The sequence below is a fragment of the Paenarthrobacter nicotinovorans genome (genome assembly GCF_021919345.1).
GTDB lineage: Bacteria > Actinomycetota > Actinomycetes > Actinomycetales > Micrococcaceae > Arthrobacter > Arthrobacter nicotinovorans.
In genome coordinates this window covers 762332-786860 of the sequence record NZ_CP089293.1, presented here as the reverse complement: position 1 = coordinate 786860, position 24529 = coordinate 762332, and the positions used below count along the sequence as shown (strand labels likewise).

The following is a 24529-nucleotide window of genomic DNA, read 5'->3' as shown; positions in this document are numbered from 1 at the left end:
CATGGCCTCCACACCACGTGCCGGGATTATCGGCACAGGATTCATGGGCACAGTCCACTCCCATGCCGTCCGGGCCGCAGGAAGCACGGTCAGTGCAGTAGCCGGGAGTAGTTTGGCCAGCGCCGAGGCCGCTGTGGCCCGATTGGGTGCACAGGCCGCGGCCGGCTCCCCCGAAGCCCTGATTGCCCGCGATGACGTGGACGTCGTCCACATCTGCACCCCAAACGCCACCCATGCGGGCCTTGCACGCTTGGCCATCGCCGCCGGCAAGGCCGTCATCTGCGAGAAACCCCTGGCCACCACCATTGAGGACGCCAAGGAACTGACGGACCTTGCAGAACAGGCAAATGTGGTCACCGCCGTGCCCTTCGTCTACAGGTTCTATCCGGCAGTCCGGGAGGCCCGCGAGCGCATCCACAACGGGGAGGCAGGCCGACTCTGGCTGCTGCACGGATCCTATCTGCAGGACTGGCTGGCAGGTGCAGCGGCAACAAACTGGCGGGTCGACTCCAAGCTCGGAGGAGCGTCCAGGGCCTTCGGTGACATCGGAGTGCACTGGTGCGACCTGATGGAGTTCACCACGGGACACCGCATCTCCAGGATCATGGCTAGTACCAGCCGGGCCCATGAACAACGCGAAAGCCTTGGCCAGTTGTCCCCGGTATCAACTGAGGACGGGGCAACACTGCTCTTCGAAACCGACAAGGGGGCCACCGGTTCGTTGGTGGTGAGCCAAGTTAGTCCAGGAAGAAAAAACCGCCTCTGGTTCTCTTTCGATGGAACTGCGGCATCGTTCAGCTTCAACCAGGAAACACCGGACACCCTGCACATCGGACGCGTGGATTCCACTTCGCACATTCCTGTGGGGCCGGAGACCCTTTCCACCCCGGGCGGCGGGCGCTACGCCAAGCTCCCGGCGGGCCACCCCCAGGGGTACCAGGACAGCTTCAACGCTTTCGTCGCTGACACCTATGCAGCTGTCCAAGGACACGAACCCGAGGGCCTGCCCACCTTCCGGGATGGCCTCCGGGCAGCACTCCTCACGGACGCAGTGGTTACCTCCGCGGCACGACAGTCATGGGTGGACGTTCCCACCGGCAACCTCTTCGATTTTCCCAACTCTTCTCCGGCAGTTGAAAGGCAAATGCAATGAAACTCGGTTACTGTTCCATCACCTGGGGCGGGGTCGTCGGACACCCGCAAGGCGTGACCAGCGTCAAGGACCTTTTCTACATGACCCACGGATCCATGCGCGACGCCGTGCGTGACATCGCCGCCGTCGGCTATGAGGGCGTGGAGATGTTCGACGGAAACCTGGCCGAATATGCCGACAAGCCGGAGGAACTCAAAGAGATCCTCAGCAGCAACGGAGTCGTGCTGACGAGTGTCTACACGGGGGCCAACTTCATCTACGCCGACATCCTTCCCGACGAGATGCACCGAATCCACAAGGCCGCAGAACTGGCTGCGAACTTCGGAGCTGAACGGCTGGTGGTTGGCGGCGGCGCGCGCCGGGCTGCTGGAACCACCGAACAGGACTATTACCTGCTGGGCCAGGCGCTGGACCGCGTAGCGGACATCGCGGAGAGCTTCGGCCTGTCCGCGAGCTACCACCCGCACCTCAGCACCATCGTGGAGAGCCCGGACGAGCTGGAAAAGCTCATGCCGCTGACCAGGATCGGGTTCTGCCCCGACACGGCGCACCTTGCGGCAGGCGGGGCGGACCCGGCCGCGGTTATCCGCAAGTACTCCGACAGAATCCAGCATGTCCACCTCAAGGACTTCCAACAAGACCCGTTCAACTTCCTCCCCCTGGGCGAAGGTGAGCTCGATTTCCCGGACATCATCGCTGCGATCCGGGAGAGCGCCTACGACAGCTGGCTCATGGTCGAACTCGACAACTACGACGGCGACCCCGCCGAAGCAGCAAAAATCAGCAAGAAATACCTCGAGACACTCCTCTAAGCAATCCTTACGGAAGGACCTGATCCACATGCAAAACCTCAACGTTGGCCTCATTGGTGGAGGCTTCATGGGCAAGGCCCACTCCTTGGCCTATGCCGCCATGCCCATGTTCTTCTGGCCTGCCCCGGCATTGCCGGTCCGCAAAGTCATCGCCGAGGCGAACCCCGAGCTGGCCGCAGAAGCCGCCAGGCGCTTCGGTTTCGAGAACTCGACCTCGGACTGGCGGTCCATCATCGACGATCCCGACATTCACGTCGTCGACATCGCGACGCCGAACCACCTTCACGCCGAAATCGCCATCGCCGCCGCCGAGGCGGGCAAGCACATCATTTGCGAGAAGCCCCTCGCACGCACCGGAGAAGAGTCCAAGGCCATGTATGACGCCGTCAAGGACAAGGACATCGTCCACATGGTCGCCTTCAACTACCGGCGTACTCCAGCCGTTGCACTGGCAAAGAAGTACATCGAAGAAGGTGCCATTGGCCAGATCCTCAGCTTCCGCGGAACCTATCTCCAGGACTGGAGCGCCGACCCGAACTCGCCGCTGTCATGGCGGTTCCAGAAGTCCATCGCAGGTTCCGGCGCGCTTGGCGATATCGCGACCCACGTCATAGACATGGCGCGGTACCTCGTGGGAGAGTTCAGCGCCGTCAACGCAGTCCTGTCGACGTGGATCCCCGAGCGGCCACTCCAATCCGGCGGGGCCGATGCCCTCGGCACCGTGCGCGGCGGAGAGGGCCCGAAGGGCCCGGTTGACGTCGACGACGAAGTGATGACCATGATCCGTTTCGCAAATGGAGCGGTTGGATCGGTCGAAGCCACACGCAACGCGCACGGCAGGAACAACTACATCACCTTCGAAATCCATGGAACCGAAGGCAGCATCGTCTTCAACTACGAGCGACGCGACGAGCTCCAGGTTTGCTTCGCTTCAGACCAAGCAGACCGTCGCGGGTTCCGGACCATCTACACAGGCCCGGCCCACCCCTACGGTGAGGGGCTGTGGCCCATTCCGGCCCTGGGCATTGGCTACGGAGAGACCAAGATCATCGAGGCCCATGACTTCTTCAAAGCCATCGCCGAAGGCGGAAGCGTTAGCCCCAACTTCGCCGACGGCTACCAAGTCGCCCTCATCGATGACGCGATCGTCGAATCCGCGGCCAAAGAGTCCTGGGTTGAGGTTCCACAAATCACCGCTTGATCCCTTTCGGGAGGGACGGCGAAGTTCCGTCCCTCCCGGCCCCTCCGGCCCATCATCAAGGAAACAAGAATGACCAGCCCAACCCACAAAGAGCCCGCAGAAGTGTGGCTCATGCCGGTATTTATCGCCAAAGCAGGACGCGAAAGCGAGCTGCAAGGAGTCCTCAGCTCACTGCAGACGAACAGCCGCAAGGACCAGGGCTGCCTGGAGTACACCGTTTTCGCCGATGGGCAGCAGCCCGGCACCTTCGTCATGTTTGAAGGCTGGGCAAGTGCCGAGGATCTCGAAGCCCACAACCGGCAACAGCATGTGAAGGACTTTGTGGAAGCGGTAAAGACATTGCTGGAAGTGCCCTTCTCAGTGACCACCCTCGCGCCCATCAGGTGAAACGCCAGGTGCCCCGCCCCCGGAAGGGAGCGGGGCACCTGAGTAAGGCGCGGGGCCTAGGCGAAGTCGGAGACTGCCGGGTCCGGGCCGATACGGCCTTCAGCGCCGCGGTCCAGACTGTTGATGGCCTCGACGTCGGTAGCGTCCAGCGTGACGTCCAGGGCTGCGAAGTTCTCCTGGATGCGGGACTCCGTGACCGACTTGGGGATCACGACGTTGCCGATGGCCAGGTGCCATGCGATGACAACCTGCGCCGGCGTGGCACCATGCTTGGCTGCGATCTCAGCAATCGTGGCGCTCTCCAGGAGCTCGCCACCCTGGCCCAGCGGGGACCATGCCTGCGTGAGGATGCCCTTGGAGGCGTTGAATTCGCGCAATTCGGCCTGGTTGAAGAAGGGGTGCAGTTCAACCTGGTTGATGGCCGGAACGACGCCGGTTTCATCGATGATGTGCTGCAGGCCTTCCTTGGTGAAGTTGGAGACACCAATGGACTTCACCCGTCCGCGCTTCTTGAGCTCGATGAGGGCCTTCCACGTATCGACGTACTTCTCCTGCTTGGGCTGCTGCCAGTGGATGAGGTAGAGGTCCAGGGTTTCCAGGCCAAGGCGGTCGAGTGACTTCTCGAAGGCCTCCAGGGTGGATTCGTAGCCCTGGTCCGCGTTCCACAGCTTGGTGGTGATGAAAATTTCTTCGGCGGAGAGGCCCGAAGAGGCGATGGCACGGCCAACGCCGGCCTCGTTGCCGTAGATCTTTGCGGTATCGATGTGGCGGAACCCGGCGTCGAAAGCCTGGCGTACAACCTTTTCGGCTACATCGTCTTCAACCTGCCATACCCCGTAGCCGAGCTGGGGGATGGTGTTGCCGTCGTTAAAAGTAAGTTCTGGTGACGAAGTCATGGTTGTCATCCTGCCAGCTACCGCCTGGGTCATGGGCCGATTATGACGAAGATCAGCTATCCGCTTAACTTCTTGCATGCAGGGAATAGGGGCGCACGCGTGTAGTTGTCAACGCCTGCCTTATTTCCGGATTACTCCTGATTACTTAGTTTCCGGATCAGGGATTGAGTTGGCGCTCCGCGTCGGCCACCTGCTCGAAGACGGACTCAGCACGGCGCCGCACGGATAATGCACCGACCGGTACAGGACCTACAGCCAGACGCAACATCGCCGCAGCCTCAGCCGTGGTGGCGAGCGAGTTGCCGGCTTTGGACAGCGCCCGGTGCACGCCCGCGAGCGCTCCTGGCACGTCCAGCCCATCGCTGGGCGAGCGCTTTTGCGCCTCTACGCAGATGCTCCGCACCCGTGGGGACAACTCCGCCAGTTCATTGGCGATCTCCACAAGCTCGTTGTAGAGCTGCTCGTCGTCCACGCCTTCAAGGACCTGGTGATAACGGTCCAGCCCGCGATGGAAGCGGTCGTGGGCGCGGCGCCACAGGCCCTTGCCGAGCTCAAGATCGTCCTTCCGTCCCTGCCGGACGGCCCCAAAGAAACCCACCCGCGAACTCAGAGGTACTGGCCCGGGCCGTGGTCGGGATCTTCCGGGCGTCCATTGGAAGCAGCACCCGAAGCCCCGGGCGCAGCAGCCCGCTGCGGTTGCCCGTTTTCACCAATGATGATGCCCGGCGCGATGACCGTACCCGGGGGCAGCTGCCGCAGCTGCATTTGCGCGGCAGCGTGTTCTTTCGCTGCCTGCTGGGCGGCAATGGCTGCCTGGATGCCATGGAACAGCCCTTCCAACCAGCCCACCAGCTGGGCCTGTGCGATGCGAAGCTCAGCGTCCGAGGGGGCCTTGTCCTCGGGAAACGGGAGGCTGATGCGTTCCAACTCGTCAATGAGCTCAGGTGCCAACCCATCTTCGAGCTCCTTGATGGACCGCTCGTGGATCTCGGCGAGGCGACCGCGCGCTGCATCATCAAGCGGGGCGCTCTTGACTTCTTCCAGAAGCTGACGGATCATCGTGCCGATCCGCATCACCTTGGCAGGCTCGTCCACCAGTTCCTGAAGGTTGCTGGGCTTGGGCTTGACGTCGTTCGCTGCCTCGCCCTGCGGGGATTGCCCGCCATTGGGCGCAGCCGCATCCCCGTCCAGCGTGGTTCCTTCCACGGGAGTGTCGTCCGAAGCCTCATCCGTGGGCTGAATGTCGTTCAGATCGCTCATTCGTTCATACTCTCATGTGCTTCCCGTGAACCTCCGGCCACAGCCGGATTTTGGACTTCGTTCGTAGCGAAACTACAGCTCAGCAGCAGCGGCCTTGGGGATTGCTGTCCTGCCGGTCCATCCGGTCCCGCCAAAACTCGCGTTCGGTCATGGCGGGACCGGCGTGGCCGGAGGCGGTGAAGTGCTCAAGGTATTTCGTGTACGCGTCAGCGCCCATAAGCGAACCCATGTATGCGGCAAAGCCACGAAAGCCCCTGGTGACCGCGTTCATCAGTGATGCCCCGCCTTGTGGGTGCGCTTGTCAGCAGGCAACGCGTTCCATTCGGCGAGCAGCGCTTTCTCAGCCGGGGTGGGAAGGAGCCCTGCAGGAGCAAACACCTTGGACGGCACGGCAGGATCTTCATGATCCTGTCCCCCACCGGCCCGGATGGCCTTGACGGTGGCGATCAGGGCCGTGAGGATCACGATGATGCTCAAGACCACAAAGATCACCGACAACCATCCCTGAATGGCCGTATTCCGGACGACAGCTTCCATGGCCGCGACGCTCTTGGCCGTGCCGAACTCCGTCTTGCCATCGGCAAGTGCCTTGGAGAACGCCTGGTTGTTGGCGAAATAGCCTACGGCCGGTACCGGGGAGAAGATCTTGTGGAAGCTGGCAGTGATGGTGACGACAGCCGCGAAAGCCAGCGGGACGGCCACGATCCACAGCCACTTGAACGTGCCCCGCTTGGCCACGATGGCCAAGCACACCGCCAGGGCGATGGCTGCCAGCAGTTGGTTGGCGATGCCGAACAGCGGGAACAGCGTATTGATGCCGCCCAGCGGATCCGTCACACCCATCAACAGCACAGCGCCCCAGGCACCCACCATGATGGCCGTGCAGAGCCAGGCACCGGGGCGCCATGAAGCTCCCTTGAACTTGGGAACAAAGTTGCCGATGGAATCCTGCAGCATGAACCGGGCAACGCGGGTTCCGGCGTCCACGGCGGTAAGGATGAAGAGCGCCTCGAACATGATGGCGAAGTGGTACCAGAACGCCATCATGGCGGGCCCGCCGATGAACTGCTGCATGATGTGCGCCAAGCCAACTGCCAGCGTCGGGGCACCGCCGGAGCGGGAGATGATGCTTTCCTCGCCCACGTCCTTGGCCGTCTGGGCCAGCACGTCCGGGGTGATGTTCACGTTGGCCAGGCCCAGGCTGTTCACCCAGGTGGCGGCTGACTCCACCGTGCCGCCGGTCAGTGCCAGGGGCGCGTTCATGGCGAAGTAGATGCCGCGGTCAATCGAGATTGCAGCCACGAGCGCCATGATGGCCACGAACGACTCCATCAGCATGCCGCCGTACCCGATGAAACGGGTCTGGCGTTCCTTCTCGATCAACTTGGGGGTGGTCCCCGAGGAAATGAGGGCGTGGAAACCGGACAAGGCACCACAGGCAATCGTGACGAACAGGAACGGGAACAGCGCGCCGGAGAACACCGGGCCGTTCTCGCGGCCCGCGAACTCGCTGAAGGCAGGGACGGTGATTTCCGGCCGCACAACGATGATGGCGAGGGCCAGCATCACGATCACGCCGATTTTCATGAACGTGGAAAGGTAGTCGCGCGGCGCGAGCAGCAGCCACACGGGCAGGATCGCGGCAATGAATCCGTAGATGATCAGGCCCCAGGCGATGGTCACCTTGTCCAGGTGGAAGAATGCCGCACCCCACTCGGTACCAGCCACAGCACCGCCGCCGATGATGGCCGCCATGAGCAGCACGAAACCAATGATGGAAACCTCCATCACCTTGCCGGGCCGGATGAACCGAAGGTACACGCCCATGAACAGCGCAATCGGGATGGTCATTCCAACGGAGAAGACGCCCCACGGGCTCTCACCCAGGGCATTGACCACTACCAGCGCAAGGATGGCCACGATGATGATCATGATCAGCAACGTTGCGATCAAGGCCGCTGTACCGCCAATGACTCCCAGTTCCTCACGGGCCATCTGGCCCAGGGACCGGCCGCCTCGACGCATCGAGAAGAACATCACCAGATAGTCCTGCACGGCACCGGCAAACACGACGCCAATGATGATCCAGATGGTGCCTGGAAGGTAACCCATCTGCGCCGCGATGACCGGGCCCACCAAGGGGCCTGCACCGGCGATCGCCGCGAAGTGGTGCCCGAACAGGACGTTCCGGTCCGTGCGGACGTAGTCCTTGCCGTCGGCCTTATACTCGGCGGGCGTAGCCCTGCGGTCATCCGGCTTCAGCAGGTAGCGTTCAATGACCTTCGAATAGAAGCGGTAGCCGATGAGGTAGGTACAGACTGCGGCGAAGACAAACCAGATGGCATTCACCGTCTCGCCGCGAACCAGGGCGAGCATGAACCACGCCACTGCACCGAGCAGCGAAATCGCCACCCAAAGACCGATTTTCGCCGGAGTCCATTTGCGTTCCTCGGCGTCCCGGGCGGAATGGTCCACCGCGGGTGCAGGCAGCGTAGGATCAAGTCCTTCCATGAGTCCGGTCTGGTCAGGATTCTTGCCCATATCTCCTCCTTGAGAACTGCTGCGCTGCCTTGGCTCGGACGTGCGTCACGGGCAAGTTAGCAATAAGGTTCCCCGGGAAGTGGCCGTACCCACCGCCGGATCCGTTGGCTGCGCTGAGCGGTAGCCTGCCTGCGGCAAACGGTGGGCCCGATATGCAGTTAGCTGGCACCAGCGGTGCTTGGCCCGCCCTTGCCCAGGCTCTGCACCATGCGGGCTTCGCACAGGTCCAGCCACCGGACTTCGGCCTCTGCCTGGAACACCAGGGAATCGAGCACCAGCAGGAACGCCGTGTCTGCTGAGCGCTGGTTGGCCGAGACCGCTTTGCGCGCCTGGGTGTGCTCCTGCAGCGCCTTGACGGAAACTTCACGCTGGGACTGGATCACCGCAGCGGCATCCACCCCGGGCATGGTCACGGCGAGCGCCAGTTTGATGGCGATCTCGTTCCGCGGCGGATTTCCCCGGTCGACAGCCCCGGAAAACCACGCCGCGACTTCCTCGACCCCAGCGTCAGTGATGCTGTAGATGACGTGCCCGCCGCCGTCGTCGCCGTCCTTGCTGACCAGGCCGTCGCGCTCAAGCCGGTCCAGGGTGGTGTAAACCTGGCCGATGTTCAGCGGCCAGGCGGCGCCGGTCCGGTCCTCGAATTCGACACGCAACTCATAGCCATACCTGGGCTGGTCCTGGAGCAGGGCCAGAAGGCTGTGCCGGATGGACATGGAGCTCCTTGCTGCGGGTTGGCTGGAATGTCAGAGGAGCAAGAGGACCTTGCCCACGTGCTCCCCCGAGTCGAAGTACTCATGCGCTTCGCGGACCTGGTCCAGCGGAAAAGTCTTGGCGACGAGCGGCGTGATGCGACCGTCGGTGACCATGGGCCACACGGACTCGCGCACCGCCGTCATGATGATGCCTTTTTCGGCAACCGAACGGGGCCGGAGGGCTGTGCCGATCACGGCTGCACGCTTGCTGAGGAGCTGGCCCAGGTTGATCTCCGCCTTGGCGCCGCCCTGCAGCCCGATGATGATGAGCCTGCCGTACTCAGCGAGCGCGTCGACGTTCTGCTGGAGGTACTTGGCACCCACAACGTCGAGGATAACGTCCGCGCCTTTGCCGCCGTTTTGTGCCTTGAGGCTTTCAACGAAGTCTTCTTCGGTGTAGTTGATGGCGATGTCGGCCCCGAGGAACGCCTTGGCCGTGCCGACTTTTTCATCCGACCCCGCCGTTGCAGCAACTGTGGCACCGTAGGCTTTCGCGAGCTGGATGGCCATGGTGCCGATTCCGCCGGTGGCGCCGTGGATGAGCACCGTCTCGCCGGGTTGCAGCTGGGCCGTCATGATGAGGTTCGAGTACACGGTCGCGGCAACCTCGGGCAGGGCAGCTGCGGTGATCAGGTCCACGCCTTCAGGAACGCGGAGTACCTGTTCGGCAGGAACCGCCACCTGTTGGGCGTAGCCGCCGCCGGAAAGCAGCGCCACTACCTTGTCCCCCAGGGAGAAGGCCTTGGTAACGCCGGGGCCGAAGGCGGAGATCCGACCGGAAACCTCGAGTCCGGGGATTTCCGATGCCCCGGGCGGCGGTGGATAGAAGCCGCGGCGCTGCTGGACGTCCGCACGATTCAGGCCCGCAGCAACGACGTCGATCAGTACCTCGCCATCGCCCGGCACCGGGGAGGGGACCTCGCGGACCTCGAGGACTTCGGGCCCGCCCGGCTCTGGGATAAAGACGGCTTTCATGACGAACTCCCGGTTTCTTGCTTGTCCGCCGGCCCCGGGACGGGGACTGGTGGACGTGATGTTTTGGAACAGCCAACTCCCTATGAAACACTACTAGGCGAGGAAGGTTGTCCGAGCGGCCTAAGGAGCTGGTCTTGAAAACCAGTGTGCGGTAACCCCGTACCAAGGGTTCAAATCCCTTACCTTCCGCCAACGAATGCCCCGGGTTCTTCAACCCGGGGCATTTTTGTTGCTTCCGCTACCTGCTCGCCACCCCGCTCCGGGAACCGTCTTCCGGCAGATCATTGAAAGTGTCAGACCCCCGGCATAGTGTTCTGACTGTCTCCAAACAACCGACATCAGACGCGGTTTTCATCGCGGAACAACAACAGGAGCCTCACCTATGCCAACCCCTGACATCGCTCCGGGAGCACCTTGCTGGATCGACCTGATGACCTCCGATACCGAACAGGCGAAGTCTTTCTACGGCACCCTCTTCGGTTGGACGTTCGAGACCGGCGACCAGGAGAAGTACGGCGGCTACATCACAGCGTCCAAGGACGGCCGGATGGTTGCAGGGATCATGCAGAAGCAGGAGGACATGGGAGCCATGCCGGATGTGTGGTCCACTTACCTGCGCACCGATGACATCAAAGCAACCACGGAAGCCGCAGCTGCCAACGGCGGCCAGGTGTACCTGGAACCGATGGAGGTTCCCGAGCAAGGCAGCATGGCCATGTACGGTGACTCTTCGGGTGCCTCGATCGGTGCTTGGCAATTCGGGGAGATGAAGGGCTATGAGATCGCAGCCGAGGCCGGCGCTCCAGCTTGGCATGAGCTCCTCTCCAAGGACTACGACTCCGCGGTCGCCTTTTACCAGAAGGTGTTCGGCTGGGAAACGGACGTCATGAGCGACACCCCTGAGTTCCGGTACACCACCCTCGGCTCGGGAGACAACGCACAGGCCGGCATCATGGATGCCTCCGGCTTCCTCCCCCCGCAGGTCCCTTCCATGTGGAGCGTGTACTTCGCGGTGGCGGACACCGATGCCACCGTTGAGCAGGCTGCGGCCTTGGGCGCCACCGTCATGGAACCCGCCGAAGAGACGCCCTTCGGCCGCCTGGCAACGTTGTCCGATCCCACGGGTGCAGTCTTCAAGGTGATCCAGGAGCAGGGCCAGACGGCCTAGACTATGAAAATTCGGGTCCGGCCGGTCTGCCTCCTACCCAGGGGCAGTCCGGCCGGAGCCTCTCATCGTCGGCCTTGGGGGATCGACCGGCGTGGGAATACCTTGTTGGGTCCCTCATCGTTGACCACAGGGCCTTTCCGATCAGGAATCCTGTGCTCCTTCTGGAATGAGGACCAGAATGCTCCACCTTTCAAAGACCCTCAGGGCTGCTGCCGTGCTGACCATGGCATCGCTGGCACTGGCGGGATGTTCGCTCATCAGCAGCGGGGACGCCAAGCGGGATGAATCCGGCAAAGCAACGGAATCGTCCAAAGCAGACGCCTTCAAAGTGAAACTGGGCGACTGCATCGCCAACCCTGATACCCAGGAAGTCGTGGACGTCACCATCATTCCGTGCGACCAGAGCCACGACCTCGAGGCCTACGCCGTCACCAAAATGGACACGTCCGCGTTCCCCGGTGACACCGAAGTGGGCACCAAGGCAGAGGAGTTCTGCGGTGCCCAGTTCGCAACTTTCGTAGGCGTACCCTTCGAAGAGTCCGCCCTGGATGTCACTTTCCTCCACCCCACCAGCGATTCCTGGAAGACCGGCGATCGTGAGATCGTCTGCCTGATCGGCGCTGCTGCTGGAGCCGCAACCACCGGAACCCTCAAGGGCGCGGCCAAGTAGGAGCCTCGGTGGCCGGGAGAACCTTCCGGCCACCGATGCGCCACCTCCCATTCATCCGTTCGTGTTCAGCTATGCCCGAGGCAGCTTTACCCCGGAGTAACTTCCGGGCATATCGCCCACTTCACAAGACAGCGGGCGTCGTCCACAGGGCCCCACAGGGCTCCCTAATGAAAGTTAGAGCGGATGCAACATCAATATTGGAAATCAGCTGCGGGAACGGTCCTGTCAGTCGGGTTGCTTGCAGCCCCGCTGACGGCGGCACCCGCCTTCGCGGCGGACGATCCGGCAGCACCCACCGGCACTTCGCCTGTGGTAATCAATGAGGCGTACCTCAGCGGCGGCAGTACGGGCGCCGCCTTCAAGAACAAGTTCGTGGAGCTCTACAACTCCTCGGACACTCCCGTCAGCCTGGCCGGATGGTCCCTGCAGTACAGATCAGCCACCGCCACTACGGCACCTACCGGCATCACTCCCTTGACGGGCAGCATCCCGGCCAAGGGCTACTACCTGGTTCAGGGAGCCACGAACAACGGCAGTTCCACGGCCCCGAACCTCCCCACGCCCGATGTGCAGGCAACCGGCACTCTGAATCCCAGTGGCACCACGGGAACCCTGGTCCTGGCCAAGCAAGCCAACGCGGTCTCACCGCTCCCTGCCGGCTCGGTCACCGGAAACCCCGCCATTGCCGACCTCCTTGGCTACGGCACCTCCAACACCTTCGAGACCGCCGCAGCCAGCGCACCTGCCGGCAACGCAGACGTCAAGAGCCTGAATCGAACCAACGGTGCGGACACCGACTCCAACGCCGCCGATTTCAGCCTCAGCACCACCATCACCCCGACAGGTTCCAACGGCGGAACCCCGCCCACGGACCCCGGTCCGCAGCCCGGCGTCAAGACCATCGCAGAGATCCAAGGCACCGGCACGGCAAGCCCGTTCGTAGGCAGCACCGTCACGACGCGCGGCAAGGTCACGGCCGTCTACGCAACCGGCGGATTCAACGGCTACTACGTCCAGACCCCCGGAACCGGCGGCGACGCCGGCGGGGCGGCCAGGACGGCGTCGGACGCTTTGTTCGTCTACTCGCCTACGACGGCGGCAACGGTACAGCCGGGTGACTACCTGGAACTCACCGGAGCCGTGAGCGAATTCGCCAACCAGACCCAGATCACGGTCGAAGCCGCAGGCTTGAAGAAGCTCAGTGAGGCAGCGCCCGAGGTCAAGTCCACCCCGTTCTCCCTGCCGGCCAATGAAGCCGCCCGTGAGAGCCTGGAGGGCATGCTCGTCGCTCCGCAGGGCGAGTTCACCGTCACGGACAACTACTCCCTCAACCAGTACGGCGAGGTCGGCTTGGCGGCCGGCACATCACCACTGGTGCAGCCGACGGCAGTGGCCACTTACGGTTCGCCGGAGTACGCCGCTGTGGTTGCCGACAACGCCCTGCGGGCCATCAAGCTCGACGACGGCGCGTCCACGAACTTCCTCAAGGACGCCACCACCAAGGCACAACAACTGCCGTACCTGAGCACCTCTGATCCCGTGCGGGTCGGATCGCCGGCACAGTTCCGCACCGACGTGATCCTGGGCTACGGCAACAACTCCTGGAAATTCCAGCCGCTGGCCGCGCTGACCCCGGCCAACGCGGACTCAGTCCAGCCTGCGTCGTTCACCTCCACCCGGCCCGACGGTCCGGCCAACGTTGGTGGAAACCTTAAACTGGCGTCCTTCAACGTGCTCAATTACTTCCCCACCACCGGGGACCAGCTGAGCGGCTGCGTCTTCTACACCGACCGCGAGGGCAACCCGATTACGGTCAAGGAAGGCTGCAACGCCCGCGGAGCCGCCAACGCGGAGAACTTCGAGCGCCAGCAGGCCAAGATCGTAGCAGCCATCACCAAGTCCGGCGCGGACGTCATATCCCTTGAAGAGATCGAGAACTCGGCACAGTTCGGCAAGAACCGCGACGATGCCCTGTCCAAGCTGGTTGACGCGCTCAACGTCAAGACTCCGGGTGTTTGGGACTACGTGCGGACTCCGGCCAACGCTCCCCCGCTGAGCGATGAGGACATGATCCGCACCGCGTTCATCTACAAGAAGGCCGCTGCCGAGCCCGTGGGCGAGTCCATCATCCACAACGACACCGTGGCCTTCGCAAGCGCCCGCAAACCGCTGGCACAGGTGTTCAAGCCGGTGGGCGCTGCCGACGACAAGAAGTTCATAGCAATCGTGAACCACTTCAAGTCCAAGGGTTCCGCGGCCACCCCGGACGATACCGACAAGGGCCAGGGTGCCTCCAATATCGCCCGCACCAAGCAGGCCGAATCGTTGCTCGCATTCTCCAAGGACCTGCAGGCTTCCAAGGGCACGGACAAGGTCTTCCTCATCGGTGACTTCAACGCCTACGCCAAGGAAGATCCCATCAACGTCCTGACGGGCGCCGGCTACACCGACCTTGAGGCCGGCACCGGCAAACACTCCTACCTGTTCGGTGGCATGGTGGGTTCGCTCGACCACATCCTTGCTTCCCCGGCGGCTGCGGAAAAAGTCACCGGGACCGACATCTGGAACATCAACTCCGTAGAGTCCGTCGCGCTGGAATACAGCAGGTATAACAACAACGTGACCAACTACTACGCCGCGGACGAATTCCGGGCCAGCGACCATGACCCCGTGGTGGTTGGACTGAACCTGACTCCCGACGCACCGGCCACCGTTGACCTGCAGTTCCTGGGCATCAACGACTTCCACGGCCGCATCGACACCAACACCGTGCTCTTCGCAGGAACCGTGGAGAAACTCCGTGCCGCTGCAGCACCGGGCGCAACGGCGTTCATCTCCGCTGGTGACAACATCGGCGCTTCCTTGTTCGCGTCGTCAGTGGCGAAGGACCAGCCCACGATCGACGTCCTCAACGCGCTGGAGCTGCAGGCTTCCGCTGTGGGCAACCACGAGTTCGACGGCGGTTGGCAGGACTTGCGCGAGCGAGTCATCGCCGGAGGGACCAACGCGAAGTTCGCCTACTTGGGTGCGAACGTCTACCAGAAGGGCACCACCACCCCGGTCCTCCCGGAGTACAAGGTACTGGACATGAACGGGATGCGCGTGGCCGTGATCGGCACCGTCACCCAGGAAGTTCCCTCCTTGGTAACTCCGGCCGGAATTGCCGATCTTGAGTTCGGGGACCCCGTGGAAGCCATCAACCGCGTGGCGGCAAAAATCAAGGCTGAGAACCTGGCAGACCTGATCATTGTGGAGAACCACGACGGCGCCGCTTCCGGCACGCCCGAAGGCGCCACTTTGGAACAGGAAGTCGCAGCAGGCGGACCGTTCGCCAAACTGGTCAACGAAACCACTCCTGACGTCGCTGCCATCTTCACCGGCCACACGCACAAGGAGTATGCCTGGGACGCACCGGTCCTGGACGCCAACGGCCAGCCCACAGGCAAGACCCGGCCGATCGTGCAGACCGGCAACTACGGCGAAAACGTGGGCAGCGTGACGCTTACGGTAGACACCGCAAGCAAGTCCGTCACCGCCTACAAGGCCGCTGTGGTGGACCGGACGACCGATACCGCCGAGAGCCTCGTGGCCAGCTACCCGCGGGTGGCGGCAGTGAAGACCATCGTGGACAAGGCCCTTGCCCAGGCTGCCGAGATCGGCAACCAGCCGGTGGGTGCAGTGACCGCTGATATCACCACCGCTTTCACCCCGGACCCCGCCGGCGGGGCTCCCAAGCGTGACGACCGCGCGAGCGAGTCCACGCTGGGAAACCTGGTGGCGGACTCACTGGTGGACACGCTCAAGGCGCCTGAACTGGGCTCGGCGGAGATCGGCGTCGTAAATCCCGGCGGCCTGCGCAACGAGCTCTATTACGCACCGGACGGCACCATCACCTACGCCGAGGCCAACGCGGTGTTGCCGTTCGTGAACAACCTCTGGACTACGTCCCTGACCGGCACGCAGTTCAAGACACTTCTTGAACAGCAGTGGCAGACCAACCCGGACGGCACTGTTCCCAGCCGCCCGTACCAGCAGCTGGGTCTGTCCAAGAACGTCAACTACACCTATGACGCCGCCCGCCCTGCAGGTGACCGCATCACCGGCATCTGGGTAAACGGCGCCGTGATCGACCCCGCCAAGCTGTACAGGATCGGCACCTTCAGCTTCCTGGCAACCGGCGGTGACAACTTCCGGGTCTTCAAGGAGGGCAGCAACACCAAGGACACCGGCCTGGTGGACCGTGATGCGTGGATCAAGTACCTGCGCGAACACAACCCGGTGTCCCCGGACTTCGGGCGCCGTTCGGTTGCCGTCGCCAACTCGACGGCGGCCCAGGTGAAGGCCGGTGAGCCCATCACCCTGGCTGTTTCCAAGCTGAACCTGACGTCGATCGGCAGCCCGGCCAACGCCTCGCTGAACGCCGTCTTCGTGGACAGCAAGGGCGCCGCTGTGGCGCTCGGTTCCGTGCCGGTGACGGCAGGCGCGGCAACGGTGAACCTCAAGGTTCCCGCGGCGGCAGCTGCAGGTACCGGCACCCTGGTGCTGACCGCCGTCGAAAGTGGAACGGTGGTGAAGGCTCTGATCACTGTGGCGGACAGCGGACCGCAACCGCCCCAGTGCACCCCACCCACCAAGCCGTCCAAGTGGTACGACATCGCGGGCTGGCTGCGGTATGCCTTCGCCTGGTTGGACTACCAGAAGTGCTTGAGGGGCTGACCACTCCCGGCAAAAGCAACATAAGCAGGGCCCTCCACGCAGCCAGCGTGAAGGGCCCTGCTTTTGCGTTCGGGAAGCCTACTTGGTGGCCGGCTCCGGCTCGGCCGTCCTCTCAGCATCCCGCTGCAATTCAGCCTGGAACTCCGCGTAGCGTGCCAGATGCGCGGGCCGGCGCCGAAGGATGATCCACGCGACCCCCAGAATCACAAACCACACGGGGGTGGCGAGCAAGGCAATCAGGGTGTCCGGCTGGGTGGTAAGGGCCCACAGCACGAAAGCGAAGAACGCGAACACCACCCAAACCATCACCACGCCACCGGGCATCTTGAACGCTGACGACTCGTGCAGGTGTGGCCGGCGCTTCCTGAAGGCAAGGTAGCTGGCCAGGATGATCGACCAAACGAACACGAAGCACACCGCGGACACTGTGGTCACCATGTCGAAGGCCTTGCCAACGTCCTGGCCGGCGTACATGAGCACGACGCCGGACAGCAGCAGGACGCAGGACAGGAACAGGGCGTTGCGGGGTACTTTGCGTCCGGAGAGGGCGCCAAACACCTTGGGCGCGTCGCCCTCCTGGGCGAGACCAAACACCATGCGGGACGTGGAATAGATGCCGGAGTTGGCAGAGGACATGGCCGATGTCAGCACCACGAGGTTGACGATGGTGGCCGCTGCGCCGAGGCCTGCCAGGGAAAACATCGCGATAAACGGGCTGTGGCCGGCGGCGAACTGCGTCCACGGTGTGACGGACATGAGGATGATGAGGGCACCGACGTAGAACAGCAGAACCCGGATGGGGATCGAGTTGATGGCCTTGGGGAGGTTCTTCTCCGGGTCCTTGGCTTCGGCAGCGGTGGTGCCCACCAGTTCGATGCCCACGAACGCGAACACGGCGATCTGGAAACCGGCCACGAAGCCCATGAACTCGTTCGGGAAGAAGCCGCCATGGCTCCACAGGTTGGAGAAACCGGCCGGACCGGCGTCGGACTCGAAGCCGCTGAAGATCATGAACAGGCCAACAATGATGAGCGCAGCGATGGCCACGATCTTGATGAGCGCGAACCAGAACTCCGTCTCACCGAAGGCCTTCACGGTGGCCAGGTTCAGGAGCAGGAGAATGCCGATGGTGATGAGTCCCGGAACCCACAAGGGCAGGGAAGGCCACAATTCCTTGGAGTAGCCGGCGATGGCGATCACGTCGGCGATCCCGGTAATGACCCAGCAGAACCAGTAGGTCCAGCCGGTGAAGAACCCGGCCCAAGGGCCCAGGAGGTCAGCGGCGAAATCGCTGAAGGACTTGTAGTTCAGGTTGCTGAGGAGCAGTTCGCCCATGGCACGCATGACGAAGAACAGCATGAAGCCGATGATCATGTACACAAAAATGACGGATGGGCCGGCTGCGGAAATGGTCTTTCCCGAGCCCATGAAAAGGCCGGTGCCAATCGCTCCACCGATGGCTATGAGCTGGATGTGGCGGTTGCTGAGCTGGCGTTCGAGATGGGGTGAACCGGCACTCGCGGAAGGATGAATCGTCAAAGGAACTCCGTCGTTCAGGCGGCACAAGGTGCCGCATTGATTCGGGTTCCTCCCCGCTCTGTACGTGGACCTGAGAGTTTCCGCGGGCATGGGCCTGCTTGCACCTTCGGTGAGTCCGGTATGGCCGGACTGCTTTCCAGAGTTGCCTCGCCGCGGCGGTACATGGGCCTGAGAGATTCCTGGGGAGGGTTTGCTCCTACGGCGCCTGACGGGATGTACCGGCAGGACTCTCCCGCCGCAGATCAAAAGCGCGCACACCCTTGCGGGTGATGCAGCTCACACAGTAACGAAGGCTGGCAGGCAACGCAAGCCTGTGACGGCTAGAGGCCCAGGATGCTGCGGGCGATCTCGTCAGCGTCCCGCAAGGTCCGCTGGCCGCTGGCATAGGCCCGCCCGGAGCGGGGACGGGCTTCGGCGGCAATGGCATTGCCCCACTGCGACGCGGACAACTGCAAGCCCAGAACGTACATGTTTTCCGTGATGGATCCGTTGGCGGCAAGGGGACGGTAAGGGTGCGGCTCAACGTCCAGGCCGGTGGTTTGCATGGGCGTCCCCTCCACACTCATCATGATCTTGGTCCGCACCAGGCCGTCGGCCATGAGCTGCTCGAGCAGCGGAGAAATGTTGATGCCCACCCTGTTGGCGGGTGACATCGCTTCGATCAGGGTGCGTGCTTCAGCGGGCCCCTCGTGGACCCAGGGTGACGCCGCCCGGAACACTTTTGCGCCACGATCGACGCTGAACTTGGGGTCCGGTCCCACAAAACTCACGACGCCGGCACGCGCCAAGGCGGCCAGCTGCTCCGAACGCAGCGCAGGAGGTCCGCTGGCCAACCCTTCGACAAACGACTCGAACCAGCCGCGCAGCCCTGCCAGCCAGGACTCGTCGGTGATGCCGCCGTCGGCTACAACGGTCTTGAGGATGGCACGGCCGGTGTGGAGCGCGCCGATGGCCATCTTCACGGGGTCCGATTCGCCCAGCGCCGAACGCCGCGCGTCGTCGTCCAGGTACGCGGTGATCGCAGCATCCAGGTCACGCCGTGACGCGAACGTCCGGCCCGCCAACGGCGCCGCGAGCCCGCGCAGGTTCAAACGCCGTGATGCCACCACATGCTTTTCAACCAGGACCTCCACGTCGCTTTCCCAGTTTGCCGTGGTGTGGGCATGCGGTTGGAGCGCGTCTTCGAGGTCGGCCAGGAACTGCGCCGGGTCCTTGATCGCGGCCGGCTGGGACCGGGCCAGCGTCGAATAATAGGCCCACAGCGCGTCCCGGTGCAGCAAGGGCCACAGGTCATGGTCGAAGCCGGGCTGGATGCCTGCGGCCCGGAACCGGTCCACTGCGTCCTCGGTCAGGTAGCGCATGGTGATGCTGCGCGGGTAATAGCCCTCCAAACCGGCTTTGGCCCGGTACGGCGTTCCCCTGCGTGACGCGGCGATGATCCTGGGCTCCCGGCCCGAGGCCCGGTACTCCAACACCCCGGCACCGGGCGCTCCGGCTTCAAGGAACTTGCCGCCGCGGCCTTCGGTCAGCTGACCCATCACATCAAAGAAGTTCAAGCCCATGCCGCGGACAAGAACCGGCTCATTGTCCGGCACAACCTGCCAGTCAACGTCGGCGGGCGGTGCCGGCGGGAAGTACAGCAGGCCCAACTCGTCAGCTGCGCGCTTGAATGATTTCTGCTCCGGATTCAGCCGTGATTCGATGTGACCCAGAGCCAGCACCACCGAATCGACGGTGAGCGTGCCGCCGTCGACCAGTTCGACGTCGAACATCCCGTCCACGGGCCGCGCCGCAACGGCGAGCGTTTCATGGAAGGTGACTTCCACGCCCTCGGGCTTCCGCTCCAGCAACCCGGCCAGGGTTTGGCGCAGGTACCGCCCGTACAGCGCACGGCTGGGGAAATCGTGGGACTCGAGCGTGGCCAGCTCTGCCTTTTCGGCGTCGTTCAGCCCGGCACCGTCGCGACGCCGGGCCTCGCGCCACTGGTCGAAGGAACCACCCGCCAACGGTGCCGCCAATCCGGAATCCTCGGGGATGAGGGTGGGATAGAACGACTGGGTGTTCATCAGGTAGAGGCGCGACTGTTCCGGCTGCCACACGTGTCCGGAGCCGGCGGGGTACGGATCCACCACATGGATCTGCAGGGTGGCGCCTCCAGCTCTCTTCGCAGCCCAATTCGCGAGCAACCGTTCGAGGACACTGGTGCCCCGAGGGCCCGCCCCCACAAGGGCAACACGGTTGATTTGGGATTTAGCCACGCTCCAGCCTAACTTCTGCGTGACTTGCTTACCGTCGAAGTGTGTTGCTTGGATGGGGCGATGACCACCACAGAAGCTGATCCGTCGCCACTTTCCGGGAATGACACCGCGCCGGCCTCCGGACCGCGCCACGCGGCGGAGTCCGCACCTGAGCCCACGGATGAAAACGCCTGGCTTGAGGACATCCACGGCGAAGAGCAGTTGGCCTGGGTCAGGGAACAGAACGCCCGCACCGAAGAGCTGCTCGAAGACGCCGATTACGCGGCGGTCGAGTCCGGCATCCTGGAAGTCCTGGACTCCACGGACCGGATCGCCATGGTCAACAAACGCGGCGATTTCTACTACAACTTCTGGAAGGACCAGGAGCACCCCAAGGGCCTTTGGCGCCGCACCACCTGGGAGAGCTACCTCACCGAGGATCCCGAGTGGGATGTACTGCTCGACGTCGATGCCCTTGCCGCTGCTGAAGGTGTTGAGTGGGTGTTCCACGGCGCCGGTTTCCTCCGTCCTTCGGACGGCGCAGAGTACCGCTTTGCCATGGTTTCGCTCTCCCCCGACGGGGGCGACGCCGACCGCCACCGCGAGTTCGACGTCGAAACGCGAACCTTCGTGGACCCGGCAGCAGGTGGCTTCGACATTCCCACAGCCAAAGGCAACATCAGCTGGTTGGATGCCGACACCCTTCTCGTGTCCAGCACAGCTGAAGGCTTGCCCGCCACGTCGTCCTCCTATGCACGGACCGGCGTCAAGCTTCGCCGCGGGCAGTCGCTCGCGGACGCTGAGCGCCTGTTCGAAATTCCGGAGAACCACATGCTGGCCATGGTGGCGCACGATTCCACGCCCGGTTTCGAGCGGACCTTCGCCGTTGACTACATCGACTTCTACAACCGCAGTACGTGGCTGCTGCGCGACGACTCGTGGGTGGCCATTGACGTGCCCACCGATGTCAACATCAGCGTCCACCGCGATTGGCTGCTTTTCCGCCCCCAGGGCGACTGGGAAGCAGCGGGGGTCACGTACCCGGCCGGCTCCCTGCTGGCCGCAGATTTCGAAAGCTACCTGGCTGGCCCGGCCGAGCTGCTGGTCCTGTTCACCCCTGATGCCCACACGTCATTGCAGTCCTGGAGCTGGACCAAGGATTACCTGCTGCTGAACCTCCTCCGGGACGTCTCCTCCGAGATCAGGGTCCTGGATCCGTCGGCTGTTGACGCCTCGGGCTCGTGGGCCTCCACCGTCCTGGACGCCTGCCCTCCCCTGCACGACGTCAATGCCTACGCCGTGGATGATGAGGACGTCTCCGACTCCGGAGCCGGGAACGACTTCTGGTTGGTGGCCACAGGCTTCACGACACCCACCACTTTGACCCGGGGGACGCTTTCGCCTGCAGCAGCGCAGGACACGGCCGACGGTGACGTGGCTGACGGCGGCGTGGTGAGCGGTGGCGTGGTGAGCCGGCACACCGAAGTGAAGCGGTCGCCGTCGTTCTTCAACGAAGCCGCCTACGAGGTCCAGCAGCACTTCGCGGTTTCCTTGGATGGCACCAAGGTTCCGTACTTCCAAGTGGCCTCCAAGGACCTGGTACTGGACGGGGAGAACCCCACCCAGCTCTCCGGCTACGGCGGGTTCGAAGTTTCCCGTACCCCGGCGTACAGCGGGACGATCGGGCGCGCCTGGCTGGAGCGCCGTACTGCGGGCATAGCGTCCGACGACGGGGCTGCCGCCCACTCACGCGGCGGCGTGTACGTGGTTGCCAACATCCGCGGCGGCGGGGAGTATGGCCCCTCGTGGCACCGTGCAGCACTCCAGGAGAACCGTCACCGTGCCTACGAGGACTTCGCCGCAGTAGCCAAGGACCTGATCTCGCGTGGCGTGACCAGTCGTCGTCGCTTGGGCTGCGTGGGCGGCTCCAATGGTGGCCTGCTGGTGGGCAACATGCTGACCCAGTACCCGGAACTGTTTGGCGCTGTCTCCTGTGGCGTGCCCCTCCTGGACATGCGCCGGTACACCAAGCTCTCGGCGGGCTACTCCTGGATTGCCGAGTACGGTGACCCGGATGTGCCGGAACAATGGGATTTCATCCGGACTTTCTCGCCGTACCACCTGCTTCGGGACGGCGTGGAGTACCCCGAAACCTTAATCTGGACAGCAACCTCTGACGACCGGGTGGGGCCGGTGCAGGCCCGGAAGATGGCGGCACGGATGCAGGCCATGGGGATTCCGAACGTCTGGTTCCACGAAGCCCTCGAAGGTGGGCACGCGGGAGCCTCGGACAACCGGCAGGCTGCAGCACTGCAGGCACGGAGCAACCACTTTCTGTGGGTTTCCCTGGCCGGAAGCAACTGACGCCTGTTTCGATGGTTCCCTGCGCACAAGGCCACGCGCACGGCACGAATAGCAGCGGGACATCGAAACGGACACCCGGCTTTGGCGTGTTTTGCGCTGGACGGCAGGTTCTGCGTATCCTTGGTGGGCTAGCAATAGCAAAGGGAGACGTGCCAGAGCGGCCGAATGGGCTTCACTGCTAATGAAGTGTGGGGCACAACTCCACCGGGGGTTCAAATCCCCCCGTCTCCGCGAACAGGCCCCGGTTTTCGAACCGGGGCCTTTTGCGTTTAAGCGAGCCAATGGCCGTGGCAGCGCCCGTGGCGGCGGCCGTGGCAGCGCCAGTGTCAGCGCCAGCGACCAAGCCGGGACGCCCGCCGGCAGGGTTCAGGCGCGCTTTGCCCCGGCTGAGGTACCGCTGACCTCGGCTCCTGCGTGACGGTGGAGGGTCAGGCTGTCCACCGTACTGATGAGCATCAGGACGGCCATGGCGATGAAAGCACCCTTGTATGCCCCCACCTGGTCCGTCCCGAAAAGACCCGTGGCTTCGAAGAGGCGCAGGAACAAAGCTCCCACCGCGATCCCGGCCGCAGCTGCCAACTGAACGAGGGTTGCCGAGATGGCGTTGGCCGAGGGCAGCTGCCCCGGGACGATGTCCGCATATTGCACCGAAGCGTAGGCGGAAAAACCAATGGAGCGGAAGGCGCCGCTGAACAGCAGCAAAGCGAAAATCAGCGGTTCCGGTGTTTGGGCGTCAAGGAACGCGCACAAAGCGAACGTTACGGCGGAAGCGAACGACGCGAAGACAAGCACGGCTTTGAACCCGAAGCGCCTGATCAGTGGCGTGGTGGCAGGTTTGATCCCGATATTGCCGACGAAGACTGCCGCCACCATGACGCCGGCCTTCAGCGGGTCCCAGCCGAATCCAGCCTGGAACATCAGGGGCAACAAGAAGGGGACCGAACTGATGGTCAGCCGGTAGATGAAGCCACCGGTTGAGGTCGCCCGGAAAGTCCTGGTACCGAAGACGCTGAGGTTGAACAGTGGTACTTTCGCTTTCCCCATCCACCAGACCGCCCCTGCCAAGGACAGCACTCCGGCGGTTACCACCACTACAGCGAGGACATTGGATGCGTGGCCGCCCAAGGTTTCCAGCCCCACCACCAACGCCCCGACGCCAAGGGTGGTCAGCATCAGCCCGAACCAGTCAAGGCGGCGCTTTCCATCGAATTGCGTCCGAGGCACCAGCCGAAGTGCAGCGATGAAGGCTGCCAGGCCCAGCGGGATGTTGATGAGGAAGATCCAATGCCAGGAAAGGAACGTTGTGAGGGCGCCACCGACCATCGGCGCAAGTACCGGTGCGAGGAGCCCGGGCCAGACCAGATAGGCCGTTGCCCGAAGGAGCTCGGATTTCGGCGTACCCCGCAGGACCACCAGTGTCCCGACAGGAACCATCATGGCCCCGCCCATCCCTTGGGCCACCCGGCTGAGTGTGAGCATGGTCAGGTCGGTGCTCACGGCGCAGAGCAGGGAAGCAATGGTGAAAACGGCTATGGCCAGGCAGAAGATCCGGCGAGCGCCGAACCGTTCAGCGAGCCAACTGCTCAGTGGGATTCCCATCGCGACCGTCACCAAGTAGGCCGTCATGGTGATGTTGATGTCGGCCGGTGCGACTCGGAAGTCGGACGCAATGCTCGGAATAGCGGTGGTCAGGATAGTCCCGTCAAGGAACTCCATGAAAAACGTCGCGGCCACCAACAAGGCCAAGCGGGGGCGCCAACTGGTCTCGCTGGCTTCTTCGATGCCTGCGCTGGGTCTTGTGGTCATGGCTCCGGTCCAAGTTCGTCGCTGGTGCTCCACGAAGGCAGCAGGGGGC

Annotated in this window: 18 protein-coding genes, 2 tRNA genes and 1 riboswitch; of the genes, 10 read left to right on the top strand and 10 right to left on the bottom strand. The window is 63.4% G+C overall.

What is annotated here, in order from left to right; translation table 11 throughout:
- Position 1 precedes the first annotated feature (1 nt).
- The 4 genes from JMY29_RS03830 to JMY29_RS03815 all read left to right on the top strand — a co-directional run bounded on the left by JMY29_RS03830 (position 2) and on the right by JMY29_RS03815 (position 3553).
- Positions 2-1153, top strand: a complete 1152-nt coding sequence (locus tag JMY29_RS03830; protein ID WP_189076115.1) for a Gfo/Idh/MocA family protein — start codon at positions 2-4, stop codon at positions 1151-1153.
- Positions 1150-1965, top strand: coding sequence for a sugar phosphate isomerase/epimerase family protein (locus JMY29_RS03825; RefSeq protein ID WP_018777921.1), 816 nt, complete (start codon positions 1150-1152; stop codon positions 1963-1965). Before JMY29_RS03830 ends, JMY29_RS03825 begins: the two co-directional genes overlap by 4 nt.
- Positions 1966-1993: 28 nt before the next feature.
- On the top strand, positions 1994-3166 hold the full coding sequence (locus JMY29_RS03820; RefSeq protein ID WP_189076116.1) for a levoglucosan dehydrogenase: 1173 nt from the start codon (positions 1994-1996) through the stop codon (positions 3164-3166).
- Positions 3167-3235: 69 nt separating this feature from the next.
- Positions 3236-3553, top strand: coding sequence for a putative quinol monooxygenase (locus tag JMY29_RS03815; RefSeq protein WP_018777923.1), 318 nt, complete (start codon positions 3236-3238; stop codon positions 3551-3553).
- Positions 3554-3609: 56 nt separating this feature from the next.
- Here JMY29_RS03815 and JMY29_RS03810 read toward each other — a convergent pair whose 3' ends face one another.
- The 7 genes from JMY29_RS03810 to JMY29_RS03780 all read right to left on the bottom strand — a co-directional run bounded on the left by JMY29_RS03810 (position 3610) and on the right by JMY29_RS03780 (position 9980).
- Positions 3610-4449: an aldo/keto reductase gene (locus tag JMY29_RS03810; RefSeq protein ID WP_055973260.1), complete on the bottom strand. Its 840-nt coding sequence runs from the start codon at positions 4447-4449 to the stop codon at positions 3610-3612.
- Between the two features lie 157 nt (positions 4450-4606).
- The gene (locus tag JMY29_RS03805; RefSeq protein WP_018777925.1) at positions 4607-5047 is read right to left on the bottom strand and encodes a hypothetical protein; all 441 of its coding nucleotides are present in this window, start codon (positions 5045-5047) and stop codon (positions 4607-4609) included.
- A gap of 8 nt (positions 5048-5055) precedes the next feature.
- On the bottom strand, positions 5056-5709 hold the full coding sequence (locus tag JMY29_RS03800) for a bacterial proteasome activator family protein (RefSeq protein ID WP_039239748.1): 654 nt from the start codon (positions 5707-5709) through the stop codon (positions 5056-5058).
- A gap of 79 nt (positions 5710-5788) precedes the next feature.
- Complete coding sequence (locus JMY29_RS03795; protein ID WP_018777927.1) at positions 5789-5980, bottom strand: YbdD/YjiX family protein; 192 nt, start codon at positions 5978-5980, stop codon at positions 5789-5791.
- On the bottom strand, positions 5980-8250 hold the full coding sequence (locus tag JMY29_RS03790) for a carbon starvation CstA family protein (RefSeq protein WP_189076117.1): 2271 nt from the start codon (positions 8248-8250) through the stop codon (positions 5980-5982). The genes JMY29_RS03795 and JMY29_RS03790 overlap by 1 nt, the downstream gene beginning before the upstream one ends.
- 158 nt (positions 8251-8408) lie before the next feature.
- Positions 8409-8966 (bottom strand): PadR family transcriptional regulator, encoded by a 558-nt coding sequence (locus JMY29_RS03785; protein ID WP_189076118.1) that lies wholly within the window; start codon positions 8964-8966, stop codon positions 8409-8411.
- A 30-nt stretch (positions 8967-8996) separates the two neighbouring features.
- Complete coding sequence (locus JMY29_RS03780) at positions 8997-9980, bottom strand: NAD(P)H-quinone oxidoreductase (protein WP_055973249.1); 984 nt, start codon at positions 9978-9980, stop codon at positions 8997-8999.
- A gap of 101 nt (positions 9981-10081) precedes the next feature.
- Here JMY29_RS03780 and JMY29_RS03775 point away from each other — a divergent pair.
- The 4 genes from JMY29_RS03775 (at position 10082) to JMY29_RS03760 (ending at position 16534) form a co-directional block, all read left to right on the top strand.
- Positions 10082-10172, top strand: a tRNA-Ser gene (locus JMY29_RS03775).
- Positions 10173-10362: 190 nt separating this feature from the next.
- On the top strand, positions 10363-11148 hold the full coding sequence (locus JMY29_RS03770; RefSeq protein WP_018777931.1) for a VOC family protein: 786 nt from the start codon (positions 10363-10365) through the stop codon (positions 11146-11148).
- A 178-nt stretch (positions 11149-11326) separates the two neighbouring features.
- The gene (locus JMY29_RS03765; protein WP_018777932.1) at positions 11327-11818 is read left to right on the top strand and encodes a septum formation family protein; all 492 of its coding nucleotides are present in this window, start codon (positions 11327-11329) and stop codon (positions 11816-11818) included.
- Between the two features lie 183 nt (positions 11819-12001).
- Positions 12002-16534 carry an ExeM/NucH family extracellular endonuclease gene (locus JMY29_RS03760; RefSeq protein ID WP_039239739.1) on the top strand — a complete coding sequence of 1511 codons (4533 nt, stop codon included), beginning with the start codon at positions 12002-12004 and terminating at the stop codon, positions 16532-16534.
- Positions 16535-16612: 78 nt separating this feature from the next.
- Here JMY29_RS03760 and cycA read toward each other — a convergent pair whose 3' ends face one another.
- Both cycA and JMY29_RS03750 read right to left on the bottom strand, forming a co-directional pair.
- Complete coding sequence (gene cycA, locus JMY29_RS03755; RefSeq protein ID WP_055973246.1) at positions 16613-18073, bottom strand: D-serine/D-alanine/glycine transporter; 1461 nt, start codon at positions 18071-18073, stop codon at positions 16613-16615.
- Between the two features lie 146 nt (positions 18074-18219).
- Positions 18220-18318: riboswitch (glycine riboswitch) on the bottom strand.
- Positions 18319-18393: 75 nt separating this feature from the next.
- On the bottom strand, positions 18394-20331 hold the full coding sequence (locus JMY29_RS03750; protein ID WP_055973244.1) for an FAD/NAD(P)-binding protein: 1938 nt from the start codon (positions 20329-20331) through the stop codon (positions 18394-18396).
- Between the two features lie 60 nt (positions 20332-20391).
- Between JMY29_RS03750 and JMY29_RS03745 the strand changes: the two genes are divergently transcribed.
- Together JMY29_RS03745 and JMY29_RS03740 are read left to right on the top strand one after the other, a co-directional pair.
- A complete protein-coding gene (locus tag JMY29_RS03745; protein WP_189076119.1) occupies positions 20392-22674 on the top strand; it encodes a prolyl oligopeptidase family serine peptidase in 2283 nt (760 codons plus the stop codon).
- 143 nt (positions 22675-22817) lie between these two features.
- Positions 22818-22905: transfer RNA gene (locus tag JMY29_RS03740), tRNA-Ser, on the top strand.
- A 135-nt stretch (positions 22906-23040) separates the two neighbouring features.
- On the opposite strand, the gene JMY29_RS03735 is transcribed toward JMY29_RS03740, so the two are convergent.
- Positions 23041-24480: an MFS transporter gene (locus JMY29_RS03735; RefSeq protein WP_189076120.1), complete on the bottom strand. Its 1440-nt coding sequence runs from the start codon at positions 24478-24480 to the stop codon at positions 23041-23043.
- Between the last annotated feature and the right edge of the window lie 49 nt (positions 24481-24529).